This window comes from Acidovorax sp. M2(2025), assembly GCF_049330835.1.
Taxonomy (GTDB): Bacteria; Pseudomonadota; Gammaproteobacteria; order Burkholderiales; family Burkholderiaceae_C; genus Acidovorax.
Window position 1 is genome coordinate 3,137,246 of sequence record NZ_CP186262.1, and the last position, 24,655, is coordinate 3,161,900.

Sequence of the window (24,655 nt, forward strand, 5' to 3'; positions counted from 1 at the left end):
GTTCCGGGTGGGGTGCAGTTCAGGGCGGGTCGGGTCGGGTCAGCTTTGCGACGCGCGGGGCACGTACTGGTTGCCCACGGTTTCGCCAAACGGCCCCAGCGGATTGCCGCCGGCCAGCTGGTGCTGCACCGCCACGGGCAGCAGCGGGAAGACCAGTTCGGCAAAACGGTAGGCCTCTTCGAGGTGCGGGTAGCCCGAGAGCACAAAGGTGTCCAGCCCCAGCGCGGCGTATTCCTGGATGCGCGCAGCCACCGTTTGCGGGCTGCCCACCAGGGCCGTGCCCGCGCCGCCGCGCACCAGGCCCACACCGGCCCACAGGTTGGGGCTGATCTCCAGGTCCTTGCGTGTGCGCTTGACGCCTTGGCTGTGCAGCGCGGCCATGCGGCGCTGGCCCTCGGAATCCATGCGCGCAAACACGGCCTGGGCACGCACCACGGTGTCGTCATCGACGTGGCGGATGAGTTCTTCGGCAGCGGCCCAGGCCTGCTCATCGGTCTCGCGCACGATGACGTGCAGACGGATGCCGAATTGGACGGTGCGGCCGGCGACGGCGCCGGGCCGCCCCAAGCCGTCGCCGACCCCCTCGGGGGGCAGCGAGGACACGTCAGTGCCGAGCGTGGGGGCACGAACCTTCGCAGCGCGGGCGCGCACGTCCGCCACCTTCTTCGCCACCTCGGCGGGTGGCTCGCCCCAGGTCAGGTAGGCCTCCACCTGCTCGGCTGCCAAGTCGTGCGCGGCGGGCGACGAGCCGCCGAAGTACACGGGCGGGTGCGGCTGCTGCAGCGGCGGGAACAGCAGCTTGGCGCCCTTCACGGCCAAGTGCTTTCCTTCAAAGTCCAGCGACTCGCCACGGTGGCTGCGCGACAAGATTTCGCGCCAGATGCGGATGAATTCGGCCGATTGTTCGTAGCGCGTGGCGTGGTCCAGGAACACGCCGTCGCCCTCCAGCTCGGCCTGGTCGCCGCCGGTGACCAGGTTGATGAGCAGCCGACCGCCCGAGAGCCGGTCGAACGTGGCCGCCATGCGCGCGGCCAACGCGGGCTGGTGCAGGCCGGGGCGCACGGCCACCAGGAACTTCAGCTTGCGCGTGACGGGCAGCAGGCTGGCCGCCACCACCCACGGGTCTTCGCACGAGCGGCCGGTGGGGATGAGCACGCCTTCGTAGCCCAGGCTGTCGGCCGCGATGGCCACTTGCTTCAAGTAATCGTGGCTGAGCTGGCGCGCACCCGTGGCGGTGCCCAGATAACGGCTGTCGCCGTGGGTGGGGATGAACCAGAAGATTTTCATGGAAGGAGGTCTTTCTTTTGTCGTTCACTGCGCAGTGGGCAAGCGCAAGGAGATGCGCACGGCACGGCGGCGTGGGCGGTAGGCGGCCAGGCCCCAAGCCATGGCCGTGACGCACAGCACCCGCCGCAGGGGGGTCTGCAATGGAAGCGGTGGGGACGTGAGTGCGGGCATGGCGTGCTCCTGGAATTGCTTGGGGGCTACAGCAGGTCCACCGGCGCGGCGTGCAGCAGGTTGAGCTTCTTGGGGATGAGCTTCAAGTCGTAGAACGTGTCGGCAATGGACTGCTGCTCGGCCAGGATCTCGCGGGTGACGGGCGCCGTGCCGAAGCGGGCGCGGCCCAGGTAGAGCGCGGTGATGGACTTGTCCAGGCCCAGCACGGCGGCCAGCTCGGCCGCGGCGGCCTCCTTGTTTTTGGACGCCCAGGTGTCGATGGCGTTGACCTCTTCGATGGCAATGCGCAGCACATCGGCGTTCCTGGTGGCGAAGTCGCGCGAGGTGAAGTAGTAGGCGCGGTTGTTCACCACGCCCGTGGCGTCGGCCAGCAGGCGGGCGTCCAGCGTCTTTTGCGCGGCGGCCAGGAACGGGTCCCAGATGATCCAGGCATCGACCGCGCCCTTTTCAAACGCGGCCCGCGCGTCGGCCGGGGCCAGGAAGACGGACTGCACGTCGCCGTACTTCAGGCCGTGCTTTTCCAGCAGCTTGACGAGGAAGTACTGCACGTTGGAGCCCTTGTTGTAGGCCACGCGCTTGCCCTTCAAGTCCGCCACGCTGCGGATGGGCGAGCCGCTGGGCACCACCACCGCCTCCAGCGCGGGGCGCGGCACGGTGGCACCGGCATAGACCAGCGGCGCGCCAGCGGCCTGGGCAAAGATGGGCGGGGCTTCGCCCACGTCGCCGAAGTCGATGGAGCCGACGTTCAGCGCCTCCAGCTGCACGGGGCCGGCGTTGAATTCCGTCCAGGTCACCTTCACGCCCAGCGGGGCCAGGCGCTTTTCCAGCGTGCCGCGGCCTTTGAGGAGGGAGAGCCAGCCTTTTTGGTGGCCGACGCGCAGTACGCGGGGGCCGCCAGAAGCCTGGGCCCAAGAGGCGGCAGGGAGCGCCGCTGAGGCAGCGGTGGCAGCACTGGCAGCCAGCAGGTGCCGGCGTTGCAGGGAGAAGCGGTTCAGTTCATTCATGATGCGGGTCCAGCAGCAAATGAGGTGGGAGGTAGCACCGTGCGGGCTGGCAGCAGGCGGCACGCCGCCCTGCCCGCGCACCCGGCGCAGCAAAAACAAAAAATGGTGAGGGGATGAAGGGGGCGCCAGCCCTGCGGGCCTGCCGCAGCGCCGGGCTGCGTCAGACGCTACATCGCACCTGCGAGAACGGCACCGGCGCAAAGCGCGTGGCCTGGGCGGGCGACGGCCGCAGGGTCTCGGTCACCAGCACATTCACGGCGTCGTCCAGCCGCGCGGCGATGTCGGCCTGCAGGTGGTAGCCGCCCTCGGGCGACAGCGTGACCTGCGCATCGGTGGCGTAGATGCCCGGCAGGATGCTCTTGGCGCCCAGCGACTGCAGCACGGGGCGCAGCGCATAGTCCAGCGCCAGCATGTGGTGCGGGCTGCCGCCCGTGGCCAGGGGCAGCACCGTCTTGCCCTTGAGGGCCGTCTGCGGCAGCAGGTCCAGAAACACCTTCAGCACGCCGCTGTAGGCCGCCTTGTAGACGGGCGTGGCCACCACCAGCACGCTGGCGTCGGCCACCTGGTCGATGGCGTTCACCACCGTGGGGTGGCCGAAGTCGGCCAGCAGCAGGGCCTGGGGCGAGAGGTCGCGGATGTGGATGCGGTCCACCAGCGCACCGCGCACCGAGAGGCGCTGGGCCACGGCGTCCAGCAAGGCGGCAGAGCGGGAGCGCTCGGAGGGGCTGCCGGCAATCAACAAGGCGGACATAGCGTTCCTTTACTACTGTTTTGATAGCTGCTAGCGCTTTATGGATAAGCGCTAGAAGCGATTTTTTGCCTGACCCGATAACAACTTCCAATCGGAGCACCAGCCCGCACCAAGCAGCGGCGCCCCCGGGGAATATTGCCCCCTCTCCCCTGGCGGGAGAGGGTTGGGGAGAGGGGGGGAATGAACCCGCGCCGTGCGCGTTTCGCCCCCCTCTCCCCGGCCCTCTCCCACCAGGGGAGAGGGGGCGGGAGCCTTCGGAGATCGGTACCTGACCGAGCGCTCTTGTTCTTACTTCCGCGTATAGATCTGGTCGAAGCTCGCGCCGTCCGCAAAGTGTTCCTTGGCCGCCTTGTCCCAGCCGCCAAACGCGTCGTTGATGGTGAACAGGTTCAGCTTGGGGAACTGCTTGGCGTACTTGGCCTGGGCCTTTTCCGAGACGGCGGGGCGGTAGAAGTGCTTGCCGGCGATGTCCTGCCCTTCGTCGGTGTAGAGGTATTGCAGGTAGGCCTCTGCCACGGCGCGCGTGCCCTTTTTGTCCACGTTCTTGTCCACCACCGTCACGGCCGGCTCGGCCAGGATGGAGATCGACGGCGCGACCACGTCGAACTTGGCGCCGAACTCCTTTTCGAGCAGGTAGGCCTCGTTCTCCCACGCAATCAGCACGTCGCCCTGGTTGCGCTGCGCAAAGGTGATGGTGGAGCCACGCGCGCCGGTGTCGAGCACGGGCACGTTGCCGTACAGCTTGGCGACGAAGTCCTTGGCTTTGGCATCACCGCCGTACTTGCGTTTGGCGAATTCCCACGCGGCCAGGTAGTTCCAGCGCGCGCCGCCCGAGGTCTTGGGGTTGGGCGTGATCACGCTGATGCCCGGCTTGACGAGGTCGTCCCAATCCTTGATGCCCTTGGGGTTGCCCTGGCGCACCACCAGCACGATGGTCGATGTGTAGGGCGAGCTGTTGTGCGGCAGGCGCTTTTGCCAGTCCTTGGGGATCCAGCCGCCGTTGGCGTGCAGCGCGTCGGTGTCGCCCGCCAGGGCCAGCGTGGCCACGTCGGCCTCCAGCCCGTCGATGATGGACCGCGCCTGCTTGCCCGAGCCGCCGTGGCTTTGCTTGATGGTTACGTCCTGGCCGGTCTTGGCCTTCCAGTGCTTGGCAAAGGCCTGGTTGAAGTCCACATACAGCTCGCGCGTCGGGTCGTACGACACATTGAGCAGGGTCACAGACTGCGCCAACGCCGGCAATGCCGTCAGGGCCAAACTGCCGGCCAGGGCGGCAGCGAAGGGAAACTTGATAAAGTCGCGGCGAAAGTTCACGGAGGGCCTCTTTTTTAGGAATGGGTTGCGGTGCCGAACACCGATGCAACGCATTCTGAAAGCCCCTCTTCAAAACTGGAACTACTGAGATTTCAGTTCTTTATATCCAAAACATCTGTGCAGGCCCTCGCTCGCCTGCTCCTCTTTTTTTCTCATCATTCCAAGGAACCCCATGGCACGCACCGTTCAATGCATCAAGCTCGGCAAGGAAGCCGAAGGGCTCGACTTTCCGCCCTACCCCGGCGAGCTGGGCAAGCGCATCTGGGAAAACGTGAGCAAGGAGGCCTGGGCCGGCTGGCTCAAGCACCAGACCATGCTGGTGAATGAAAACCGCCTGAACCTGGCGGATGCACGGGCCCGCCAATACCTGGCACGGCAGATGGAAAACCACTTTTTTGGCGGCGGCGCAGACGCCGCGGCGGGCTACGTCCCGCCCAGCGCATAACGGAGCAAAGCGAAGTGCAGCGCTGCGAAAAGTGGTTTCGCTAAAACCACTTTTTGGGTGGCGGGACCGATGCGGCTGCGGGCGATGTCCCGCCCAGCCAGTGATCTAGCACAACCGCCCGCACCCCGGATTCCGGTACAAAGCAGCCCAAGTACGGCGCCCTGGTGGCGCCCTTTCTTTTTCTGAGTTGCCCGCAACACCATGTCCGAGTCCATCCACTGGCTGCCCGACGGCACCCCCTACAGCCCGCGCTTTGGCGACCGCTACCACAGCGAAAACGGTGGGCTCGACCAGGCCCGCAAAGTGTTCCTGCAGGGCTGCGGCCTGCCGGCGGCCTGGGCGGGGCAGCCGCAGTGGCGCGTGCTGGAAACCGGGTTTGGCTTTGGCCTCAACTTTCTCGTCACCTGGGCCGCATGGCGGGCCGACGAGCACCGGCCCCGGCTGCTCCACTTCGTGTCGACCGAAGCCTGGCCCGTCAGCGCCGCCGACCTGCTGCGCGCCACCGCCGCCCACCCCGAGCTGGCCCCCCTGGCCGAGCAGCTGCACGCCCAATGGTGGGGGCTGCTGCCCGGCGTGCACCGGCTGGCGTTTGAAGACGGCCGCGTGCTGCTCACGCTGTACATCGGCGATGCGCAAGCCATGCTGCGCCAGCAGGCGCCCACGGCGGACTCGGTGTACCTGGACGGGTTCAGCCCCTCGGTCAATCCGGAGATCTGGAGCGCCCATACCCTCAAGGCAGTGGCGCGCTGCTGCCGCCGGGGCACGCAGCTGGCCACCTGGACCATCGCCCGCGCGGTGCGCGACGCCCTGGCCGAATGCGGCTTTGAGGTGCAGCGCGTGCCGGGCGTGCCGCCCAAGCGCGACAACCTGCACGCCACCTACAACCCTGCGTGGGAGCCACGGCCCCGCGTCGCCACGTTGCCCGAAAGCCCTCTCCCCCCCGCCGCCAGCGCACAGGCCCGCCACTGCCTGGTGATTGGCGGCGGCCTGGCCGGCGCCGCCACCGCGGCCAGCCTTGCGCGCCGGGGTTGGCGGGTACAGGTGCTCGACGAGGCCCCGGAACCGGCTGCCGGCGCATCCGGCCTGCCGGCAGGGGTGTTTGCCCCGCATGTGTCGCCCGACGATGCCGTGCTGTCGCGCCTGTCCCGCAGCGGCGTGCGCATCACGCTGCAGCAGGCCCGCCAACGCCTGCAGGCCGGGCAGGACTGGGGGCCGACGGGCGTGCTGGAGCACCGCACCGACGGCAGCCCCGGCCTGCCCGCCGACTGGCAGGAAGGCCCCGGCGCCGACTGGAGCACCTCGGCCGCCCCGTCCGTCCGCGAACAGGCCGGCCTGCCCCCCGATGCCGTGGCCTGCTGGCACATCCAGGGCGGCTGGATACGCCCGCCCCGGATGGTCCAAGCACTGCTGCGCGAGCCCGGCGTGGCCTGGCACGGCCGCAGCCGCGTGGCCGGCCTGCGCGCCGTGCCCGCCCCGCAGGCAGGCGGTGCCGCTGCCAGCGATTCGCCCCCCACCGAGTGGCAGGCGCTGGACGCCCAGGGCCAGGTGCTGGCCCAGGCCCCCCTGGTGGTGATTGCCGCCGGGGCTGGCAGCCCCACCCTGCTGGCCGACCGCTGGCCCCTGCAACCCGTGCGGGGACAGGTTTCCTGGGGGCGCTACCCGGCGCACCAGCCGCCCCCCGCGCCTTTTCCGGCCAACGGACATGGCAACCTCGTGCCGTCGTTCGGCTGCGGGGATGACGGCAGCGGCCCCGCGGGCGACGCCCCCGAGCGCGGCTGGATCATGGGCTCCACCTTCGAGCGCGGCGTGACCACCTTGCCCGCCAGCGCCGCAGACCAGCGCGCCGCGCACCAGTTGCACTGGGACAAGCTGCAAACCCTTGCGCCCGCAGCGGCCCACGCGCTGGCGCCCCATTTCCAGGTCTTTCAGGCCCTCCAGGCCCGGCCCGCCGCCGGGGAAAGCGGTGGCGAGCCGCCCGCCGTCGAACACTGGGCCGCCGTGCGCTGCACCGCCCCGGACCGGCTGCCCATCGTGGGGCCGGTGGATGCCCAGGCGCTGCCCGGCCTGTGGGTGTGCACGGCCATGGGCGCGCGGGGCCTGACCCTGGCCTTGCTGTGCGGCGAACTGCTGGCCGCCCGCGTCAACGCCGAGCCGCTGCCCCTGGACGCCAAGCTGGCCCGCGCCCTGGCCAGCGAACGGATGGCGTGACCGCGGCAGGCGCACCTGCCACCCCACGGCGCGCTGTCGCAAGGGTCCCTGGCGGGGTGCACCGGTCCGGCTTATACCGATATTTGCATATCCGAAGCACAAAACAATAGTTTGCTTCCATAAGCACCCCGCCTACATTCGCCTGCATGCATGACTTGGCGTTTGTGTTTGCGGGCTTTGCCGTCGGGCTGATCGTGGGCCTGACGGGGGTGGGCGGCGGCTCGCTGATGACGCCCGTGCTCATCTTCTTCTTTGGCATCAAGCCGCACCTGGCCATCGGCACGGACCTGCTGTTTGCCGCATTCACCAAGCTGGGTGGCACCGTGAGCATGGCGCGCCAGCGCCTGGTGCCCTGGCGCGTGGTGGCGCAGCTGTGCGCCGGCAGCGTCCCGGCCGCCCTGCTGGCCCTGTGGGCGCTGCGGGTGCTGGGCCCGGCCAGCGCGCAGGCCCAGCACATCATGACCACCACGCTGGGCTTTGCCCTGCTGCTGACGGCAGCCGCCACGCTCTACAAGGTGGTGGCCTTCTCGCGCGAACGCCAGGCGGCCGACCAGGCCCGCCGCGCCGGCAGCGACACCCAGGCCACCCGCCCCCGCCACTGGAGCCTGCCCGTGCTGCTGGGCGCCGTGATCGGCACCCTGGTCACCTTCACCTCGGTGGGTGCGGGGGCCATCGGCGTCACCGTGCTGCTGCTGGTCTACCCCCTGCTGCCGCTGCCGCGCATCATCGGCGCCGACATTGCCTATGCCGTGCCGCTGACGCTGGTGGCGGGCCTGGGCCATGCCACGCTGGGCTCGGTGGACTGGCCTTTGCTTGCACAATTGCTGGCGGGCTCGCTGCCCGGCATCTGGCTGGGTTCGCGCCTGGTCACCCGCACGCCCGAGCGCGTCATCCGCTCCGCCCTCTCCCTGCTGCTTGCCTGGGCGGGCTTCAAACTGATTCTGATCTGAGTTGCTCCACGATGTACCAATACACCGACTTTGACCGCCAATTCATCCGCCTGCGGGCCGAGCAGTTCCGCGACCAGCTGGAGCGCTGGCAGGCCGGCAAGCTGACCGAAGAGCAGTTCCGCCCGCTGCGCCTGCAAAACGGCTGGTATGTGCAGCGCTACGCGCCCATGCTGCGCGTGGCCGTGCCGTACGGCGAACTGTCGAGCGCCCAGCTGCGCGTGCTGGCCCGCGTGGCCCGCGAATACGACCAGCCCGAGCCCGCGCTGCTGGCCGAGGCCCAGGCCACGCAGGAAAAACTGGGCGAGATCTCGCTGGCCGACGGCCGGCGCATCGGCACCCGGCTGAAGTACGGCTACGGCCACTTCACCACGCGCACCAACGTGCAGTACAACTGGATTCCGCTGTCCAAGGCGGCCGACGTGATGGACCTGCTGGCCACCGTGAACCTGCACGGCATCCAGACCAGCGGCAACTGCATCCGCAACATCAACAGCGACGCGCTGGCCGGCATTGCGGCCGACGAGATCGCCGACCCGCGCCCCTTCACCGAGATCCTGCGCCAGTGGAGCACGCTGCACCCCGAGTTCTCGTTCCTGCCGCGCAAGTTCAAGGTGTCCATCAACGGCGCCCGCGAAGACCGCGCCGCTTTAGGCTGGTATGACGTGGGCCTGCAGCTGGTCAAGAACGACGCGGGCTCGCTGGGCTTCAAGGTGCGCGTGGGCGGCGGCATGGGCCGCACGCCCACCATCAGCCCCGTGCTGCGCGAGTTCCTGCCGTGGAACCAGCTCATGAACTACCTGGAGGCCGTGATCCGCGTGTACAACCGCTACGGCCGGCGCGACAACAGCTGGAAGGCCCGCATCAAGATTCTGGTGAAGGCCGAAGGCCAGGCGTACGTGGACCAGGTGGAAGAAGAGTTCCGCCAGATCGTGGAGGTCGAAGGCGGCCCCCACACCATCACGCAGGCCGAATACGACCGCGTGTCCGCCAACTTCCGCGAGCCCGCGCTGGACCTGTCGCCCGCCAACGCCGAGGCCGAAACCCTGGCCCTGCTGCGCACCGCGGCAGAAGAGGACAAGGACTTCGGCCGCTGGCTGCAACGCAACGTGCTGCCCCACCGCCACCCGCAGCTGCGCGCCGTGATGCTGTCGTTCAAGCGGCTGGGCTACGCCCCCGGCGACGCCACGGCCGAGCAGATGGAAGCCGCCGCCGACCTGGCCGACCGCTTCTCCGCCGGCGAGATGCGCGTGACGCACGAGCAAAACCTGCTCTTGCCCTGGGTGCGCCGCGACCAGCTGCCCGCGCTGTACCAGGCCGCCAAGGCCCTGGGCCTGGCCAAGCCCAACATTGGCCTCTTGACCGACATGATCGCCTGCCCCGGCGGCGACTTCTGCTCGCTGGCCAATGCCCGCAGCCTGCCGATTGCCGAGGCCATCACCGAGCGCTACCAGGACCTGGACGAGCTGTGGGACCTGGGCCCAATCGACCTGCACATCAGCGGCTGCATCAACAGCTGCGGCCACCACCACAGCGGCCACATCGGCATCCTGGGCGTCGATAAGGACGGCAAGGAGTGGTACCAGATCACCCTGGGCGGGGCGGACGGCTCCGACCTGTCGGGCCCTGCCACGCCGGGCAAGATCATCGGCCCCTCGTTCAGCGCCGCCGAAGTGCCGGGCGTGATCGAGGCCCTGCTGGCCACCTACCGCACCGAACGCCAGCTGCTGGCAAGCGACGCCGAGGGCCCGCGCTACGAGCACTTCATCGACACGGTGCGCCGTGTCGGCCTCGACCCCTTCAAGGCCGCCGCCCATGCCGCGCGCCATCCCGCTGAAACCGAAGCCGCCTAAAGGCTGCACCCTATGAAAATCATCGCCTCTCACGAGCATGTGGCCAGCCCCGCGGGCCAGAAGGTCATTGAACTGCCCAACGACGCCGACCCGTTCGAGCTGGACCTGGCGGGCGTGGACCGCATCGACCTGCAGTTCCCCAAGTTCACCGACGGCCGGGCCTTCAGCCAGGCCCGCCTGCTGCGCGGCCGCCTGAAGTTTGCCGGCGAGCTGCGCGCCACCGGCGACGTGCTGATCGACCAGCTGGTGCAGATGGCCCGCTGCGGCTTCGACGTGGCCGTGCTGCGCGAAGGCGTGGACATGGCCGACGCCCAGCGCCAGTTCGACCGCTTCAAAGCCTTCTACCAGGGCGACGTGACGCACCCGCTGCCCCACTTCCGCGAGGCCGCCTGAGATGAGTGCCCGAGACCCCCACGCCATGAACAACACCCTCGACCTCGCCCGCATCAACGCCGACCTGGGCCGCAACGCGCCCGGCCTGGTCGAATGGGCCCTGGGCCTGGGCCAGCCCACCATCGTCACCACCAACTTCCGCCCGTTCGAGGCGGTGATCCTGCACATGGTCACGCAGGTCAAGCCCGACGTGCCGGTGGTGTGGATGGACAACGGCTACAACACCGAGGCCACCTACCGCTTCGCCGACGAGGTGACGAAGCAGCTGGGCCTGAACCTCAAGATCTACCTGCCCCTGCGCTCGCGCGCACACCGCGAGGCCGTGGACGGCCCCACGCCCGCCCTGGACGACCCGCGCCACGCCGCCTTCACCGAAGAGGTGAAGCTGGAGCCCTTCGCCCGCGCCCTGCGCGAGACCGCGCCCAAGGTCTGGTTCACCGCCCTGCGCGCCACCGACACCGCCGTGCGCGCGCAGATGGACCCGGTGAGCATCAACCCCGACGGCCTCATCAAGGTGGCGCCGCTGCTGCACTGGTCGTCCAAGGACCTGCACGAGTACTGCGTGAAGCACGGCCTGCCCAACAACTTTGACTACGTGGACCCGACCAAGGGTGAAGACAACCGCGAGTGCGGGTTGCACCTTGCCCACTGATCACCAAGAAACCGTTCACGCTGAGCTTGTCGAAGCGCCGCGCAGAGCTTCGACAGGCTCAGCCCGAACGGTTCAGAGGATTGAACGCATCCGCATGACTCCACTAGTGAGCCGACCATGAACGCCCGCACCGACTCAGCGCTGCTTGAGCAAACCAACAACATGAGCTACCACCTCAACAACTCGCACCTGGACGCGCTGGAGGAAGAAACCATCTTCATCCTGCGCGAAGTCGCCGCCGCCTTCGAGCGCCCCGCCCTGCTGTTCTCCGGCGGCAAGGATTCGCTGGTGATGCTCAAGTGCGCCGAGAAGGCGTTTGGCGCAGGCCGCATTCCCTACCCGCTGCTCATGATCGACACGGGCCACAACTTCCCCGAGGTCACGGACTTCCGCGACTTCCGCGCGAAGGAGCTGGGCGCCGAACTCATCGTGCGCAGCGTGGAGGATTCGATGGCCCGCGGCACCGTGCGCCTGGCCCACCCGGGCGAGAGCCGCAACGTGCACCAGTCCGTCACGCTGCTTGAAGCGATCGAGGAATTCCGCTTTGACGCGCTGATCGGCGGCGCCCGCCGCGACGAGGAAAAGGCCCGCGCCAAGGAGCGCATCTTCAGCCACCGCGACAGCTTCGGCCAATGGCAGCCCAAGGCCCAGCGCCCCGAGCTATGGACGCTGTTCAACACCCGCCTGCAGCCCGGCGAGCACTTCCGCGTGTTCCCCATCAGCAACTGGACCGAGCTGGACGTGTGGCAGTACATCGACCGCGAGCAGATCGGCCTGCCCAGCATCTACTACACGCACAAGCGCCAGGTGGTGGACAAGAAGGGCCTGTTGATGCCCGTGACCGAGCTGACCCCCGCGCGCGAAGGCGAGGTGGTGGAGACGCGCGACGTGCGCTTTCGCACCGTGGGCGACATCACCTGCACCGCACCGGTGGAGAGCACCGCCGCCACCCCGGCCGAGATCGTCATCGAGACCCTGGCCGCCGACGTGAGCGAGCGCGGCGCCACGCGCATGGACGACAAGACCAGCGACGCGTCGATGGAAAAGCGCAAGAAAGACGGGTATTTCTGATGACAAACACTACCAATTCGATAGCTGCCAGCGCCTATCCAGAAAGCGCTGGAGCCCCAAATGACCATATCTCCGCCCTCAAGTTCATCACCTGCGGCAGCGTGGACGATGGCAAGAGCACGCTGATCGGCCGCCTGCTGGTGGACAGCAAGGCCGTGCTGCAAGACCACCTGGCCGGCGTGCAGCGCCAGGGCGAGACCGACCTGGCCCTGCTGACCGACGGCCTGAGCGCCGAGCGCGAGCAAGGCATCACCATCGACGTGGCCTACCGCTACTTCGCCACCGAAGAGCGCAAGTTCATCATCGGCGACGCGCCCGGCCATGAGCAGTACACCCGCAACATGGTGACGGCCGCATCCAGCGCCGACGCCGCCGTGGTGCTGGTCGACGCCACCAAGCTCGACTGGAAGAACGCGAACCTGGCCCTGCTGCCGCAGACCCGCCGCCACAGCCTGCTGGTGCACCTGCTGCGCGTGCATTCGCTGGTGTTCGCCGTGAACAAGCTCGACGCCGTGGAAGACCCGGCGCTGGCGTGGAAGCACATCCAGGGCGCGCTGGCCGCGTTTGCGCAGGCCGCCGGCATCACCGTGCGCGCCACGGTGCCCGTGTCCGCCCTCAAGGGCTGGAACGTGGTCGATGCCCATGCCGGCTGGTGCGGCTACACCGGCCCCACCCTGCTGCAGGTGCTGGAAGAGCTGCCCAACACGCCCGCCGACACGGCGCTGGCCCCGGCCTTCCCGGTGCAATGGGTCGAGAAGTTCTCGTCCTCGTCGGACACGAGCCAGGGCCGCCGCGTCTTCTGGGGCCGCGTGGCCGCAGGCCGCTTTGCGCCCGGCACCGCCGTGCAGATCTTCCCCAGCGGCCAGCTGGCCACCGTGGCCCAGGTGCTGGACCACGCCCGCCGCCCCAAGGACGTGCCCGCCGGCACCAGCGCCGGCATCATCCTCGACCGCGAGGTGGACGTCTCGCGCGGCGACTGGATCCTGGCCGCCCCCACGGCAGCCGCCGCGCCGGCTGCGGACGATGACTTTGGCGAAACGCCCGCCAGCGTGCCTGCCTGGCCCGCCCGCCGCGAGCTCTCCACCACCATCGCCTGGATGGATGACGAGCCCCTGGTCGCCGGCCGCGTGTACTGGGCGCTGCACGGCCACCGCTGGGTCAAGGCCAAGGTCAAGGCCGTGGTGCACAAGCTCAACATCAACACCCTGGCCGAAGAGCCCGCCACGCAGCTGGACCCCAACGCCATCGGCCATGTGGAACTGCTGCTGCAGGAGGCGCTCCCCGCCGCGCCGTTCACCCAGGCCCGCGTGCTGGGCTCGCTGATCCTGGTGGACACCGCCAGCCACAAAACGGCCGGCGCCGTGCTGGTCAATTGACTCAAAACTGATCCAGATCAGCCCCCACGCGCCCAAGACACCCCTTCGCCGCAAGGGGCCCTGTAACCAAAGGTCGGTGAAAGCTTTTAAAATCGAGGGTTTTCACCGACCCACACAAATCCTGTCATGACCCACGTCGTTTCCGAAAACTGCATCAAGTGCAAGTACACCGATTGTGTGGACGTTTGCCCCGTGGACTGCTTCCGCGAAGGCCCGAACATGCTCGTCATCGACCCCGACGAGTGCATCGACTGCGCCGTGTGCATCCCCGAGTGCCCGGCCAACGCCATCTTTGCCGAAGAAGACCTGCCCGCAGACCAGATCGCCTTCATCAAGCTCAACGCCGACCTGGCTTTTGCCGACGGCTGGAAGAGCATCACCAAGCGCAAGCCCGCGCTGCCCGATGCGGACGAGTGGAACGGCAAGCCGGGCAAGATCGCCGATTTGATTAAGTGACCGCCCAATCCCAACCGTTCGGGCTGAGCCTGCCTGCGCCCCGCGCCGCGCTTCGACAAGCTCAGCGTGAACGGTGTGTGTGGATTGCATGCGCCCCGGAGCCTTCCGCTGGCACTTGGGCGTCACAGCCATGATCCAAGAAACCGATGCCGTCGTCATCGGCGCAGGCCCCGTGGGCCTGTTCCAGGTCTTCCAGCTGGGTCTGCAGGGCATCAACGCCCACCTCATCGACGCCCTGCCCCATGCGGGCGGCCAATGCGTCGAGCTGTACGGCGACAAGCCCATCTACGACATCCCCGGCATCCCCGTGTGCACCGGGCGCGAGCTGGCGGCCCTGCTGCTGAAGCAGATCGCCCCTTTCAAGACGCAGTGGCACCTGAACACGCTGGTGTCCGCCCTCACCGTGCAGGCCGACGGGCGACTGCTGGTCGAAACCTCCCAGGGCGCGCAACTGCTGGCGCGCACCGTCTTCATCGCGGCCGGCGTGGGCGCCTTTGTGCCGCGCACGCTCAAGGTCGACGGCATTGAGCGCTTCGTTGGCACCCAGGTGCACTACCAGCACCTGCCCGCCAGCGTGGAAGTGGCCGGCCGCCATGTGGTCGTGCATGGCGGCGACGAACCCGCCGTGGCGCAGGCCGTGGCGCTGGCCGAGCAAGGCCACGCCGCCCGCGTAAGCCTGCTGCACCGCCGCGACGTATTCCACGCGCCCGACGCCCTGCTGCAGCGCCTGCAGCAGTTGCGCGATGCAGGCCGCATCCACGTCGAAGCCGCGCAGATCACCGGCACCGACACCGCAGGCGGCCGCCTGACCGCCCTGCAGGTGGTAGACCCCGACGGCAGCACCCGCGCCTTGGCGCTGGACCTGCTGGTGCCCGTGCTCGGCATCTCCCCGCGCCTGGGCCCCATCGCCGACTGGGGCATCGCCATGGACCGCAAACAACTGGTGGTCGACACCGAAGCCTTCCGCACCAGCGTGCCCGGCATCTACGCCGTGGGCGACATCAACACCTACCCCGGCAAACGCAAGCTGATCCTGTGCGGCTTCCACGAAGCCACCCTGGCCGCGTTTGGCGCGGCAGAGGCGCTGAAGGGGGACAAGGTGGCGCTGCAGTACACGACGACCAGTCCGAGGCTGCATCAGTTGCTGGGCGTGTCTGCATCAGCCGCTGCGGGCTGAGCTGGAGGGCTGGTGTCGGCCCGGATCGGTCTGTAACGAATGCTCAACGTCTGAATTCACTGGAATGCGCGGCTTTTCGCGCAGTCCAGTGGAATGATGGGTGGGGCGGATAGCCCGAAGGGCAAAAGTCAGTGCTGGCGATGCTCACCGCAACATCAGCGCGAACACACCCCAGCCCAGATATTCACGCGTGTAAGCGGCGTAGCGCTCGGGTTCCGAAGTCAGTTGGGCGCGAACCTGTTCCACTAACTCGTCGTCGGGATTGGTTTCAAGCCATCGGCGCATGGTGAGCCATTTGGCGGCCTCGTATCTATCCCAGCCGTCCTGGTCAGCAAGAACCATTTCAACGACGTCGTAGCCGAGGCGGCCGAAAGACGCGAGAAGTTCTGGCAGCACGAGAAAGTCAGCGATTGAGTTGGCGAGACACCCCTTGGCAATATCTTCCGTCGGCGGTAACTGCCGCCAGTAGGGCTCTCCAATGAGGATGATTCCTCCGGTTCGCAGGCTCCGCGCCAGCAAATTGATAGTGCCCCCGACTCCCCCGCCGATCCAAGTAGCACCGACACAGGCTGCCACACCGACCTTCTCGTCAGAGACATAGCCGGCAGCATCGCCATGGATGAACCCGACTTGATCGGCAACACCTAGTTCGACGGCACGGCGTTTTGCTTGCTCGGTGAACAACGGGCTCATGTCGATGCCGGTGCCGGTGACGCCGTGATCGCGTGCCCAGGTGCACAGCATCTCCCCCGAACCACTGCCGAGGTCGAGCACTCGAACCCCCGGCTCCAGACGCAGCGCCGCCCCGAGAGTGGCGAGCTTTTCAGGTGTGATCGGATTGTGGATGCGGTGAGCACTCTCCGTGATGTTGAATATTCGAGGAATGTCCACTGTGAAACTTCCTTACAGGAGTGAATGGATTCGGTCGCGGCCTAACGTAGAGGGAAAGGGGTGCCGGACCTGGATTTCCAACAGCAGCTGCAACAAGTCAACGGCAGCCGTCCGGGTGACGGAGATGCCGCGGTAGAGCACCAATAGTACATGCGAGCCAGTTCCAGCCGCGCCATTGAAGAGCCCGATTCCCACCTCAGCCGCCGCCATTCACTAGAATCCCCCCCCATCGCTAGGGGTGTCCCGCAGCCATCCGCTGCAGGGCTGAGATCAAACCCTTCGAACCTGTTGCCGCCAAAGCTCTGCCTTGGTGGCATTGAGATCATCCTCGCGCAGGGAAGCATGTCCGCGATGCCAGGGGCCCCGTCAACCGGGTGTGCGCTGGCGGGCGTTCGGCCCCTGCTCTGTAGCAACCTGCCTGCTGCTTGCCTACTTACGGAGCCACCATGTCCCCATCCCCTGCCGCGCCTGCTTCCGCCGCCGCGACCAGCGCCAACGAGGCGCTGGCCCCAGTGGCCCCCGACCGCCGCGTCTTCCAGTGGCACGACCATGCCTCGCTGTGGTTCAGCCTGGGCGTGGGGCTGCTGGTGATGCAGGTGGGCGCGTACCTGATGCCTGCGCTGGGCACGCAGGAGGCGCTGGTCGCCATCGTGGCGGGCTCCATCGTGGGTGCGGGCCTGCTGGGCTGGGTGGCCAAGCTGGGGGCCGACAGCGGGCTGGCCAGCGCGGGGCTGATGCATGCGGTGTACGGCCGCACGTTTGCGGGCCTGCCCATCCTGTTGAACATCGTGCAGCTGGTGGGCTGGGGCACGTTCGAGCTCGTGGTGATGCGCGATGCCACCGTGGCCATTGGCCGGCAGTCGGGCGCCATGGCGGGGGCCCACTGGCCCGTGCTGGCCACGCTGCTGTGGGGCGGCGTGGTGATGCTGCTGATCAGCGGCTCGATGGTGCAGCTGGTGCGCAAGCTGATTGCGCGGGTGGCGCTGCCGCTGGTGGTGCTGTCGCTGCTGTGGCTGTCGTGGCAGTTCTTGTCGCTGGCGCAGGCCCAGGGTCTGGAAGCGCTGTGGATGCGCAAGGGCGAAGGCGGCATGGGCATGCTGCCGGCGCTGGACCTGGTGGTTGCCATGCCCATCTCGTGGCTGCCGCTGGTGGCCGACTACGCCCGGCACGGCAGGAGCGGCGGCGCCGCGCTGCGCGGCACCTGGGCGGGCTATGCGCTGGCCAACATGTGGTGCTATGCGCTGGGCGTGCTGGTGGCCCTGACGCTGCCCAGCCAGGACCTGGTGCAGGCGCTGCTGCTGGCCCAGGGCGGGCTGATTGCGCTGTCGCTGATCCTGATCGACGAAGTGGACAACGCCTATGGCGACGCGTATTCGGGTGCCGTGTCGGCCCACAGCCTGCTGCCGCGCTGGAGCGTGCGCCGCTGGGGCCTGGGCGTGGCGGTGGTGTGCACGGCGCTGGCGCTGGTGCTGCCCATGCACAGCCTGGAGCCGTTCCTGCTGCTGCTCAGCTCGGTGTTCGTGCCACTGTTTGGCGTGATCCTGGGGCGGCTGGCGTTCGGTGCCGATGCCGCCGCGCTGGTGGCGCGTGCGCCCGCCGTGCAGGCGGTGCCGGTCGCCATCTGGCTGGCGGGGGTGGCGGTGTACCACCTGGCGCCCAAGGTGGCGGCGGATGCGGGCTCGGCCCTGCCCGCGCTGGCGTTCAGCCTGGTGCTGGCCTGGGCCACGCGGCCGCGGGCTGCGGCGCTGGCCTCCGCGGCCTGATTGCTTCATTTTTGATAGCTGCCCGCGCTTGCTGCACAAGCGCCAGAGCCAAAAAACACTAAAATCGCACCACCTTCTGCGCCAGCGGCGCATAGCCGTGGTTCAACGGCCCGTGCCCGCGGCCGGTGGTCACATCGGCCCCGGCGGCAATGGCCCCCAGGATGTAGGCGCGCGCGGCTTCCACCGCCTGCTGCAAGCCCAGGCCCAGCGCCAGGTGGGCGGCAATGGCGGACGACAGCGTGCAGCCCGTGCCGTGCCCGTTGCGGGTGGCGATGCGCGCGGACGCGAGCCGGTGCACGCTGCCGTCCGGCAGGGCCAGCACGTCTTCCACCCAGTCGCCGGGCAGGTGCCCGCCCTTGAGCAGCGCAGCCGGCGCGCCCAGGGCTTGCAGGTCTTGCGCGGCGGCTTCCAGCTGGTCGGCGGCGCCCACCGGGCGCCCCAGCAGCCAGCCGGCTTCGTCCAGGTTGGGCGTCACCACTTCGGCCAGGGGGAACAGCTCGCGCACCAGCACGGCCACGGTTTCCTCGGCGATCAGGCGGTCGCCGCTGGTGGCCACCATCACCGGGTCCAGCACCACATGGGGCAGCTGGTAGGTGCGGATGGCATCGGCCACCACGCGCACCACCTCGGGCGAGTGCAGCATGCCGATCTTGACGGCGTCCACGCCAATGTCCTGCACCACGGCGTCGATCTGGGCGCGCAGCATTTCGGGCGGAATGCCGTGGATGCCGGTGACGCCGCAGGTGTTCTGCGCCGTGATGGCGGTGATGGCCGTCATGCCGTAGCAGCCCAGGGCGCTGAAGGTCTTGAGGTCGGCCTGGATGCCCGCGCCGCCGCCGCTGTCGGAGCCCGCGATGGAGAGCACGCGCGCGTAGCGCCGGCCGGTGGCTGGCGCAGTGTTCTGTGAAGTCATGGCAAAAATTATGGCTTATGCGCCAGCGCAAAAAGTCCGCAGGAGGGTTGTGCTGTAATTGATTTTTCCGGACGAAACAGGGGTGTCCCGCCGTGATGGTGTGCGACTGAGAAATACCCTGGGGCCTGCGCACAGCGCTGCGCCATGCCAAGCGGCATGCGGCCCCGCTACCCGATCCAGGTCATGCTGGCGTGGGGAGTTTCTACCAACGGCACAGCCCCGTTTTGTCCATTGTTGCGCCCGCCGCCACCTGGACTCACCGACACACGCTATGCCACTGCCCTCCTCTTCCTTCGCCATCCTGGGCGCCGGCCTCATGGGCCGCCTGCTCGCCGTCGAACTGGCCCGCCAGGGCCACCGGGTGGACATCTACGACGCCGGCAGCCCTGCGGCGGAGCAGTCCGCAGCCACCGTGGCAGCGGCCATGCTGGCGCCGCTGGCCGAATCCGCCATCACCGAGCCCGGCGTGGTGCGCATGGGCCACCATGCCCTCACGCGCTGGCCGCAGCTGCTGGCCGGCCTGGCCGAGCCCGTGTACTTCCAGCAGGCGGGCACGCTCATCGTCTGGCACCGCCAGGATGCGGCCGAGGCATCGCGGCTCACCCGGCAATTGGAAGCGAACCAGCAGAAGGTGCCCGAGTTGCCCGCGCTGCAAAAGCTCGACAGCGCGGGCCTGGCCCAGGCCGAGCCTGCGCTGGCCCAGCGCTTTGCGCAGGGCCTGTACCTGCCCGGCGAAGGACAGCTGGACAACCGGCAATTGCTGGCGGCCCTGGTGGTGGAGATGCAGCGGCTGGCGGTGCGCACGCACTGGAACACCCCGCAAACGCCCGAGGCCTTCCGCCCCGGCACGCCCGGCCAGCCCGACTGGGTGCTGGACTGCCGCGGCCTGGGCGCGCGGGCCGACTGGCGCGCGCTGCGTGGCGTGCGGGGCGAGGTGGTCCGCATCCATGCCCCCGATGTCACGCTGCAGCGCCCCACGCGGCTGGTGCACCCGCGCTATCCGATCTACGTCGCGCCCAAACAGGACCACCTTTTCGTGATCGGCGCGACGGAGATCGAGTCGGACGACCTCTCGCCGGCCAGCGTGCGCTCCACGCTGGAGCTGCTCTCCGCCGTGTACGCGGTGCACCCCGGCTTTGCGGAAGGCCGTGTCCTTGAGCTGGCCACGCAATGCCGCCCCACACTGCCGGACAACCTGCCCGCGATCCGCCAGCCCCGCCCAGGCGTGCTGGAAATCAACGGCCTGTACCGCCACGGCTTCATGATCGCGCCGGCCATGCTGGACGTCGCGCTGGACGTGCTGAACACGGGACAATCGGAGCTTTCACAACGTTTTGACCTCGCACTGGAGCTGGAGCCCGCAGCGTCCGCAACCGGTGCAGTGGCCGCCCCCGCCTGCGCATGAACATCTCCATCAACCAGATTCCCCACGAGCTGCCCGAAGGCGCCACCGTGGCCGACGCGGTGGCCGCCATCGCCGCGCGGCCGCCGTTCGCCGTGGCGGTGAACACCACCTTCGTGCCCAACAACCGCTACGCCGTCCACACCCTGCAGCCGGGCGACCGCGTGGAAATCATTTCGCCCGTCACCGGCGGCTGAGCCACGGGCGCGCAGCGTAGAAAAACTTCACGAAAATGCCCCTGATTAGCGACCTACCTCAGACGCTTTCTCTTCCCCACCCGTTCGGGCTGAGCCTGTCGAAGCCTTGCACGCACGCTGCAAGCCCTGGCTTCGACGGGCTCAGCCAGAACGGATGGAGTGGTATCTGAAACAAGTAACCAATCAGGCGAAAATGGCCGTCAGCGCTTATCCATCATGCGCTAACAGCTATCAATACAGTAGCAACCAAATGACCACTCCGATGCCCCAAGACCCGCTGGTGCTGTACGGCCAGCGCTTCGACAGCCGCCTGTTGCTGGGCACCTCCCGCTATCCCTCGCCTGCGGTGCTGGAAGCCGCCGTGCGGCGCGCCCAGCCCGCCATGGTCACCGCGTCGCTGCGGCGCCAGGGCAGCAACCCGGCCGAAAGCGGCAGCAGCTTCTGGGAGCTGCTGCGCCAACTGAACGTGCCGGTGCTGCCCAACACCGCCGGCTGCCACAGCGCGCAGGAGGCCATCACCACCGCCCAGATGGCGCGCGAGGTGTTCAACACCCCTTGGATCAAGCTGGAGCTGATCGGCGACGACTACACGCTGCAGCCCGACACGCTGAACCTGGTGGGCGCCGCGGAGCACCTCATCAAGGAGGGCTTCCTGGTGCTGCCCTATTGCACCGAAGACCTGGTGGTGTGCCAGCGCCTGGTGGACGTGGGCTGCCAGGCCGTGATGCCCTGGGCGGCCCCGATCGGCACCGGGCGCGGACCGGTGAACCCCTATGCCCTGCGCACGCTGCGCGAGCGCCTGGACGTGCCGCTGCTCGTCGATGCCGGCCTGGGCCTGCCCTCGCACGCCTGCCAGGTGATGGAATGGGGCTATGACGGCGTGCTGCTGAACACCGCCGTGGCGCTGGCCCAGGACCCGGTGGCCATGGCCGGCGCGTTTGCCGATGCGGTCGGCGCAGGCCGCGCTGCCCACCGTGCCGGCGCCATGTCGGCCCAGGATGCGGCCCAGCCCAGCACCCCGGTGCTGGGCACCCCCTTCTGGCACCACGCATGAGCGCCGCAGCCGATACCGGCGCCATGGCGCAGGCGATCCTGCAGCACCACGGCGCCAGCTTTGCCGGCTTCGGGGCCGAACCGGTGCCCGCAGCCACCCGGCAGGAGGCCGTGTACCTGGCCGCGTTGCGGGCGTGCAGCGCCCTGGGCTTCATCGCGCACGATGCAGAGTGCCTGGCGCAGGCCTGGCTGGCGCGCAGCGTCCGTACCGGAGCCTTCGAGCCCGCGCTGTGGCCGGACGAGCCCCAGGATTTCGGCCTGCAAGGCCTGCCCCACCCGCGCGCCTTCGCGCCCTGCCCCCCACGCCTGGGCCTCTACGCCGTGCTGCCCGACGCCCAATGGGTGGGCCGCATGGCCCGCGCGGGCGTGCCCACGGTGCAGTTGCGCTTCAAGTCCACTGATGCGCAGGCGGTTGCGCGCGAAGTCCATGCGGCGGTCGACGCGGTGCGGGGCACCGGAGCCCTGCTGTTCATCAACGACCATTGGCGCACGGCCCTGGAGGCGGGTGCCTACGGGGTCCACCTCGGCCAGGAAGACCTGGACGCGCTGTCGCAGGACGACCTGCAGACGATGCGCTCGCGCGGCATCCGGCTGGGGGTCAGCACGCACGGCTATGCCGAAATGGTGCGGGCCGACGCAGCCGGCCCGAGCTACGTCGCCATGGGTGCGGTGTTTCCCACCACCCTGAAGAAGATGGCCACCGCCCCGCAGGGCGTGGGCCGGCTGGGCGCCTATGCACGGCTGATGCGGCACTACCCCCAGGTGGCCATCGGCGGCATCGGGGCCGAGCAGTTTGCGCAGGTTCGCGCCACGGGGGTGGGCTCCATCGCGGTGGTGCGCGCCATCGTCAACGCGCCAGAACCTGAAGCCGCCGCGGCGCAGCTGATGCGCCTGATGGACGCGGCAGGCTGAGAGGCGCCGGGACGTCGCCGCAGGGCCGCCCCTGCGGCGGGGCAGCGCGGGCCGCAGGCCCGGCATCGGCGCCAAGCCCTTCGGACTGGCCCCTCCTGCCACAGGCCCGCTAACGCGGGTCGGTCTTCTTCTGCTTCAGCTCCAGGCGCAGTTCCACCAGATCGTTGTCCAGGCCAAAGCCGACGGCATGGCCGGGCGGCGGCGGCGCCGTGACCGGCACGGGCGGCAGATCGCTGAGCGTGAGGTGCGGCGGCTCCGTCAGGTCCAGGTCCAGATCCAGCGGAGTCCCCCGTGTGTCCACCGGCGCGGGTGCCACAGCGCTTTGCGGCGCGGCGGGGCGCGCCGAGGGGAACATCTCGTCAAAGTCAAACTCCAGCGCCGCATTCAGCGAATCCAGCGGCAGGTCGTGCTCAGGGGCCAGCACCTGCTGGGGCACGGCGGGGCGTTCCTGCAAGCCTTCCGCCATCGCAGGCGCCGACAGCGGCGTGGTGCGCTCGCGCGGCGGCGGCGCTCCACGCGCGCTGGCAGGCGTGGTCTGCGCGATCGACAGCAGCAGCAGCAGATCGTCGTACGCCGCCAGATCAAAGCGCTCCACCGGGCTCTCGCCCTCGCGCCGGAAGAGCATCTTTTCCAGCACCAGCAGCACCGACGGCGAACTCCACTCGGCCTCGATTTCCGCCAGCGCCTCGGTGTAGTGGTACAGCATGCGGCCGGTGCGGTGGAATCCGGCGAACTCCGGCACCTGCGCGTTGAACGACTGCATGAACTGCGAGCGCAGTTGCGAAAACTCTTCCACGCGGCTGAGCGAGTGGTACAGGCGCAAAAGCTCCAGATACGCCAGCGGCGAGGTGTCGCCATGCTCGGCAATGTGCTTCTGCAGCACCTCGATCGCCTGCTGGTGCTCGCCCACGGAGATGAAAAACTCGGCCTGCTGCTGGATGTCGAACAGCTCCTCGGGGCTGACGATGTGCACCACGGGCTGCGGCGCCGGCACGGGCGCAGGACCGGGGGCCGGCACATACGCCGCCACCGGCAGGGGCGCCGGCGCGGGCACCGCAGGCTTCAGCGGCGCGGGAGCACTCGGGGCCGGTGCTGTAGCGACAAACGGCGGCACCACCGCCACGGTGGGCGCGCCAGCGTCCGCGCCGCCGCCGGCCGCTCCGGCGGAAGAGGTCCAGGCATCATCGGGATGCGGCACCAGGCCCAGGGCCGCCTCGTGCTCGGCCAGGGCATCGCGCCCTCCCATGGCCGCCACGGAATCGCGCCAGGCCCGCACCGCCTTGTCGGTGGCGCGGCGCAAGCGCACCCAGGCCCACGCCACCAGCGCGCCGGCCAGCAGCAGCAGCCCCGCCAGGGCATACACCACCGTGGCCGGGAATTTGTCGGTTTCGGCCTGGGCCAGCTGCTGCTGCAACTGGGCGGCTTGCGCCTGGTCCCGGGCCGCCCGCGCGCGCAGTGCCGCCACGTCGGCTTCCAGGGCCTTCAACCGTTCGGCCTCGGGCGCAACATCGCCAGGCTGGGCGTTCAGGGATTTCCACAGCGCCGCCGCCTGGGCGCGTTCGGCCGAGGGCTGGTCCGAGGGAACGGCCTGCAGTTCCGGCGCGGCACGCAGCGCCACGGGGCGGTCCGTCCACAGGTCCAGCGGCTCCACCACCAGACGCGACTGCTTCTCCGAAGGCCGGGACTCCGGCGCCGCCTTTTTGGCCAACCGTGCCGCTGGCGCAGGCCGCTGGGCCGGCGACGGGCGCGCCGGCACCGGCGCATCTGCCGCCGGGGATGCCGGCCTGGCCTTGGGCGCAACGGGCGCAGGGCTGCGTGGCGGCGGCAATGCAGGCTCGGGCGCAGCCGGCGCTGGCGCGGCGGCAACCGGCGCGCGCTGAGCATCCGCCCGGGCGGGCGCCGCGCCCTGCTGCACGCGGGGCAGGTCCGTGCCCTGCCCGGCCACGGAGGGCAGGCGTGCGACATCCACGGGAGATGCCGTGCGCGCCACGGCGGCAGGGAATTCCGAAAGAAAGGTATAGGTCCGGGTGACTTTTCCTGCGCACCCGGCGGAGAGCGTCACCGTCACCACCGGTTCATCCACCGCGATGGCGGCATGCACCCGCACAGCGGGCGGGCGACCCCGCAGATCGGGCAGCGGCACCACTTGCACCTTGGCGTCGCTCACCACGGTGTCGCCGGCCATCACGCGCGCCGCGACGCAGGACGAAGCTAAGTCCGAACCCGGGTCGGGCTGGACATCAAAGGACAGGTCCACGGGTGAACCCAGCACCACCGTCCCTCTGCCGCCTCCCAAGGACAAGGCTGAGGCACCTGCGGCCACCACCCACAGGCCGGCCCCAATAATGGCGTTACTGAATTTCACAATAATTTCAATTTTAGGTGCAAACCATTCTTGCACAGAACGCCCGCGCAACGCGAA

23 protein-coding genes are annotated in these 24,655 nt (G+C 68.8%); 15 read left to right on the forward strand and 8 right to left on the reverse strand.

Features of this window, described 5'->3' with window-relative positions; genetic code table 11:
• Positions 1–39 precede the first annotated feature (39 nt).
• The 5 genes from ACOYR3_RS14575 to ACOYR3_RS14595 all read right to left on the reverse strand — a co-directional run bounded on the left by ACOYR3_RS14575 (position 40) and on the right by ACOYR3_RS14595 (position 4,524).
• Positions 40–1,287 (reverse strand): FMNH2-dependent alkanesulfonate monooxygenase, encoded by a 1,248-nt coding sequence (locus ACOYR3_RS14575; protein ID WP_422843079.1) that lies wholly within the window; start codon positions 1,285–1,287, stop codon positions 40–42.
• A gap of 24 nt (positions 1,288–1,311) precedes the next feature.
• Positions 1,312–1,458: a hypothetical protein gene (locus ACOYR3_RS14580; protein ID WP_422843080.1), complete on the reverse strand. Its 147-nt coding sequence runs from the start codon at positions 1,456–1,458 to the stop codon at positions 1,312–1,314.
• 26 nt (positions 1,459–1,484) lie between these two features.
• Entirely contained in the window at positions 1,485–2,462 is a 978-nt protein-coding gene (locus ACOYR3_RS14585) for a sulfonate ABC transporter substrate-binding protein (RefSeq protein ID WP_422843081.1), read from the reverse strand.
• 160 nt (positions 2,463–2,622) lie between these two features.
• Positions 2,623–3,213 (reverse strand): NADPH-dependent FMN reductase, encoded by a 591-nt coding sequence (ssuE, locus tag ACOYR3_RS14590; RefSeq protein WP_422843082.1) that lies wholly within the window; start codon positions 3,211–3,213, stop codon positions 2,623–2,625.
• A 288-nt stretch (positions 3,214–3,501) separates the two neighbouring features.
• Positions 3,502–4,524, reverse strand: coding sequence for a sulfate ABC transporter substrate-binding protein (locus ACOYR3_RS14595; protein WP_422843083.1), 1,023 nt, complete (start codon positions 4,522–4,524; stop codon positions 3,502–3,504).
• A 172-nt stretch (positions 4,525–4,696) separates the two neighbouring features.
• On the opposite strand from ACOYR3_RS14595, the gene ACOYR3_RS14600 reads away from it, so the two are divergent.
• From ACOYR3_RS14600 to ACOYR3_RS14645, 10 genes are all read left to right on the forward strand, one after another.
• On the forward strand, positions 4,697–4,969 hold the full coding sequence (locus ACOYR3_RS14600) for an oxidative damage protection protein (protein WP_087745509.1): 273 nt from the start codon (positions 4,697–4,699) through the stop codon (positions 4,967–4,969).
• A gap of 201 nt (positions 4,970–5,170) precedes the next feature.
• Positions 5,171–7,177 carry a tRNA (5-methylaminomethyl-2-thiouridine)(34)-methyltransferase MnmD gene (gene mnmD / locus ACOYR3_RS14605; protein WP_422843084.1) on the forward strand — a complete coding sequence of 669 codons (2,007 nt, stop codon included), beginning with the start codon at positions 5,171–5,173 and terminating at the stop codon, positions 7,175–7,177.
• 146 nt (positions 7,178–7,323) lie between these two features.
• A complete protein-coding gene (locus ACOYR3_RS14610) occupies positions 7,324–8,127 on the forward strand; it encodes a sulfite exporter TauE/SafE family protein (RefSeq protein ID WP_422843085.1) in 804 nt (267 codons plus the stop codon).
• Positions 8,128–8,138: 11 nt separating this feature from the next.
• Positions 8,139–9,977: a nitrite/sulfite reductase gene (locus ACOYR3_RS14615; RefSeq protein ID WP_422843086.1), complete on the forward strand. Its 1,839-nt coding sequence runs from the start codon at positions 8,139–8,141 to the stop codon at positions 9,975–9,977.
• 12 nt (positions 9,978–9,989) lie between these two features.
• The gene (locus ACOYR3_RS14620) at positions 9,990–10,370 is read left to right on the forward strand and encodes a DUF934 domain-containing protein (protein WP_422843087.1); all 381 of its coding nucleotides are present in this window, start codon (positions 9,990–9,992) and stop codon (positions 10,368–10,370) included.
• A 25-nt stretch (positions 10,371–10,395) separates the two neighbouring features.
• Positions 10,396–11,022: a phosphoadenosine phosphosulfate reductase family protein gene (locus ACOYR3_RS14625; RefSeq protein WP_422843088.1), complete on the forward strand. Its 627-nt coding sequence runs from the start codon at positions 10,396–10,398 to the stop codon at positions 11,020–11,022.
• A 117-nt stretch (positions 11,023–11,139) separates the two neighbouring features.
• Positions 11,140–12,093, forward strand: a complete 954-nt coding sequence (gene cysD / locus ACOYR3_RS14630; protein WP_422843089.1) for a sulfate adenylyltransferase subunit CysD — start codon at positions 11,140–11,142, stop codon at positions 12,091–12,093.
• Entirely contained in the window at positions 12,093–13,469 is a 1,377-nt protein-coding gene (locus ACOYR3_RS14635) for a sulfate adenylyltransferase subunit 1 (RefSeq protein ID WP_422843090.1), read from the forward strand. Before cysD ends, ACOYR3_RS14635 begins: the two co-directional genes overlap by 1 nt.
• Before the next feature lie 126 nt (positions 13,470–13,595).
• Positions 13,596–13,925: a ferredoxin FdxA gene (gene fdxA / locus ACOYR3_RS14640; RefSeq protein ID WP_291483926.1), complete on the forward strand. Its 330-nt coding sequence runs from the start codon at positions 13,596–13,598 to the stop codon at positions 13,923–13,925.
• 130 nt (positions 13,926–14,055) lie between these two features.
• The gene (locus ACOYR3_RS14645) at positions 14,056–15,102 is read left to right on the forward strand and encodes an NAD(P)/FAD-dependent oxidoreductase (protein WP_422843091.1); all 1,047 of its coding nucleotides are present in this window, start codon (positions 14,056–14,058) and stop codon (positions 15,100–15,102) included.
• 144 nt (positions 15,103–15,246) lie between these two features.
• Here ACOYR3_RS14645 and ACOYR3_RS14650 read toward each other — a convergent pair whose 3' ends face one another.
• On the reverse strand, positions 15,247–15,993 hold the full coding sequence (locus tag ACOYR3_RS14650) for an SAM-dependent methyltransferase (protein WP_422843092.1): 747 nt from the start codon (positions 15,991–15,993) through the stop codon (positions 15,247–15,249).
• Positions 15,994–16,439: 446 nt separating this feature from the next.
• On the opposite strand from ACOYR3_RS14650, the gene ACOYR3_RS14655 reads away from it, so the two are divergent.
• Positions 16,440–17,756 carry a purine-cytosine permease family protein gene (locus tag ACOYR3_RS14655; protein ID WP_422843093.1) on the forward strand — a complete coding sequence of 439 codons (1,317 nt, stop codon included), beginning with the start codon at positions 16,440–16,442 and terminating at the stop codon, positions 17,754–17,756.
• Positions 17,757–17,814: 58 nt separating this feature from the next.
• On the opposite strand, the gene thiD is transcribed toward ACOYR3_RS14655, so the two are convergent.
• Positions 17,815–18,669, reverse strand: a complete 855-nt coding sequence (gene thiD, locus ACOYR3_RS14660) for a bifunctional hydroxymethylpyrimidine kinase/phosphomethylpyrimidine kinase (protein WP_422843094.1) — start codon at positions 18,667–18,669, stop codon at positions 17,815–17,817.
• Positions 18,670–18,940: 271 nt separating this feature from the next.
• Between thiD and ACOYR3_RS14665 the strand changes: the two genes are divergently transcribed.
• The 4 genes from ACOYR3_RS14665 (at position 18,941) to thiE (ending at position 22,233) form a co-directional block, all read left to right on the forward strand.
• Positions 18,941–20,074, forward strand: a complete 1,134-nt coding sequence (locus tag ACOYR3_RS14665) for an FAD-dependent oxidoreductase (protein WP_422843095.1) — start codon at positions 18,941–18,943, stop codon at positions 20,072–20,074.
• Positions 20,071–20,268 (forward strand): sulfur carrier protein ThiS, encoded by a 198-nt coding sequence (thiS, locus tag ACOYR3_RS14670; RefSeq protein WP_422843096.1) that lies wholly within the window; start codon positions 20,071–20,073, stop codon positions 20,266–20,268. Before ACOYR3_RS14665 ends, thiS begins: the two co-directional genes overlap by 4 nt.
• Before the next feature lie 250 nt (positions 20,269–20,518).
• Positions 20,519–21,322: a thiazole synthase gene (locus ACOYR3_RS14675; RefSeq protein WP_422843097.1), complete on the forward strand. Its 804-nt coding sequence runs from the start codon at positions 20,519–20,521 to the stop codon at positions 21,320–21,322.
• Positions 21,319–22,233 (forward strand): thiamine phosphate synthase, encoded by a 915-nt coding sequence (thiE, locus tag ACOYR3_RS14680; protein WP_422843098.1) that lies wholly within the window; start codon positions 21,319–21,321, stop codon positions 22,231–22,233. The genes ACOYR3_RS14675 and thiE overlap by 4 nt, the downstream gene beginning before the upstream one ends.
• A gap of 109 nt (positions 22,234–22,342) precedes the next feature.
• Here thiE and ACOYR3_RS14685 read toward each other — a convergent pair whose 3' ends face one another.
• Positions 22,343–24,598 (reverse strand): hypothetical protein, encoded by a 2,256-nt coding sequence (locus tag ACOYR3_RS14685; RefSeq protein WP_422843099.1) that lies wholly within the window; start codon positions 24,596–24,598, stop codon positions 22,343–22,345.
• Positions 24,599–24,655: the final 57 nt, after the last annotated feature.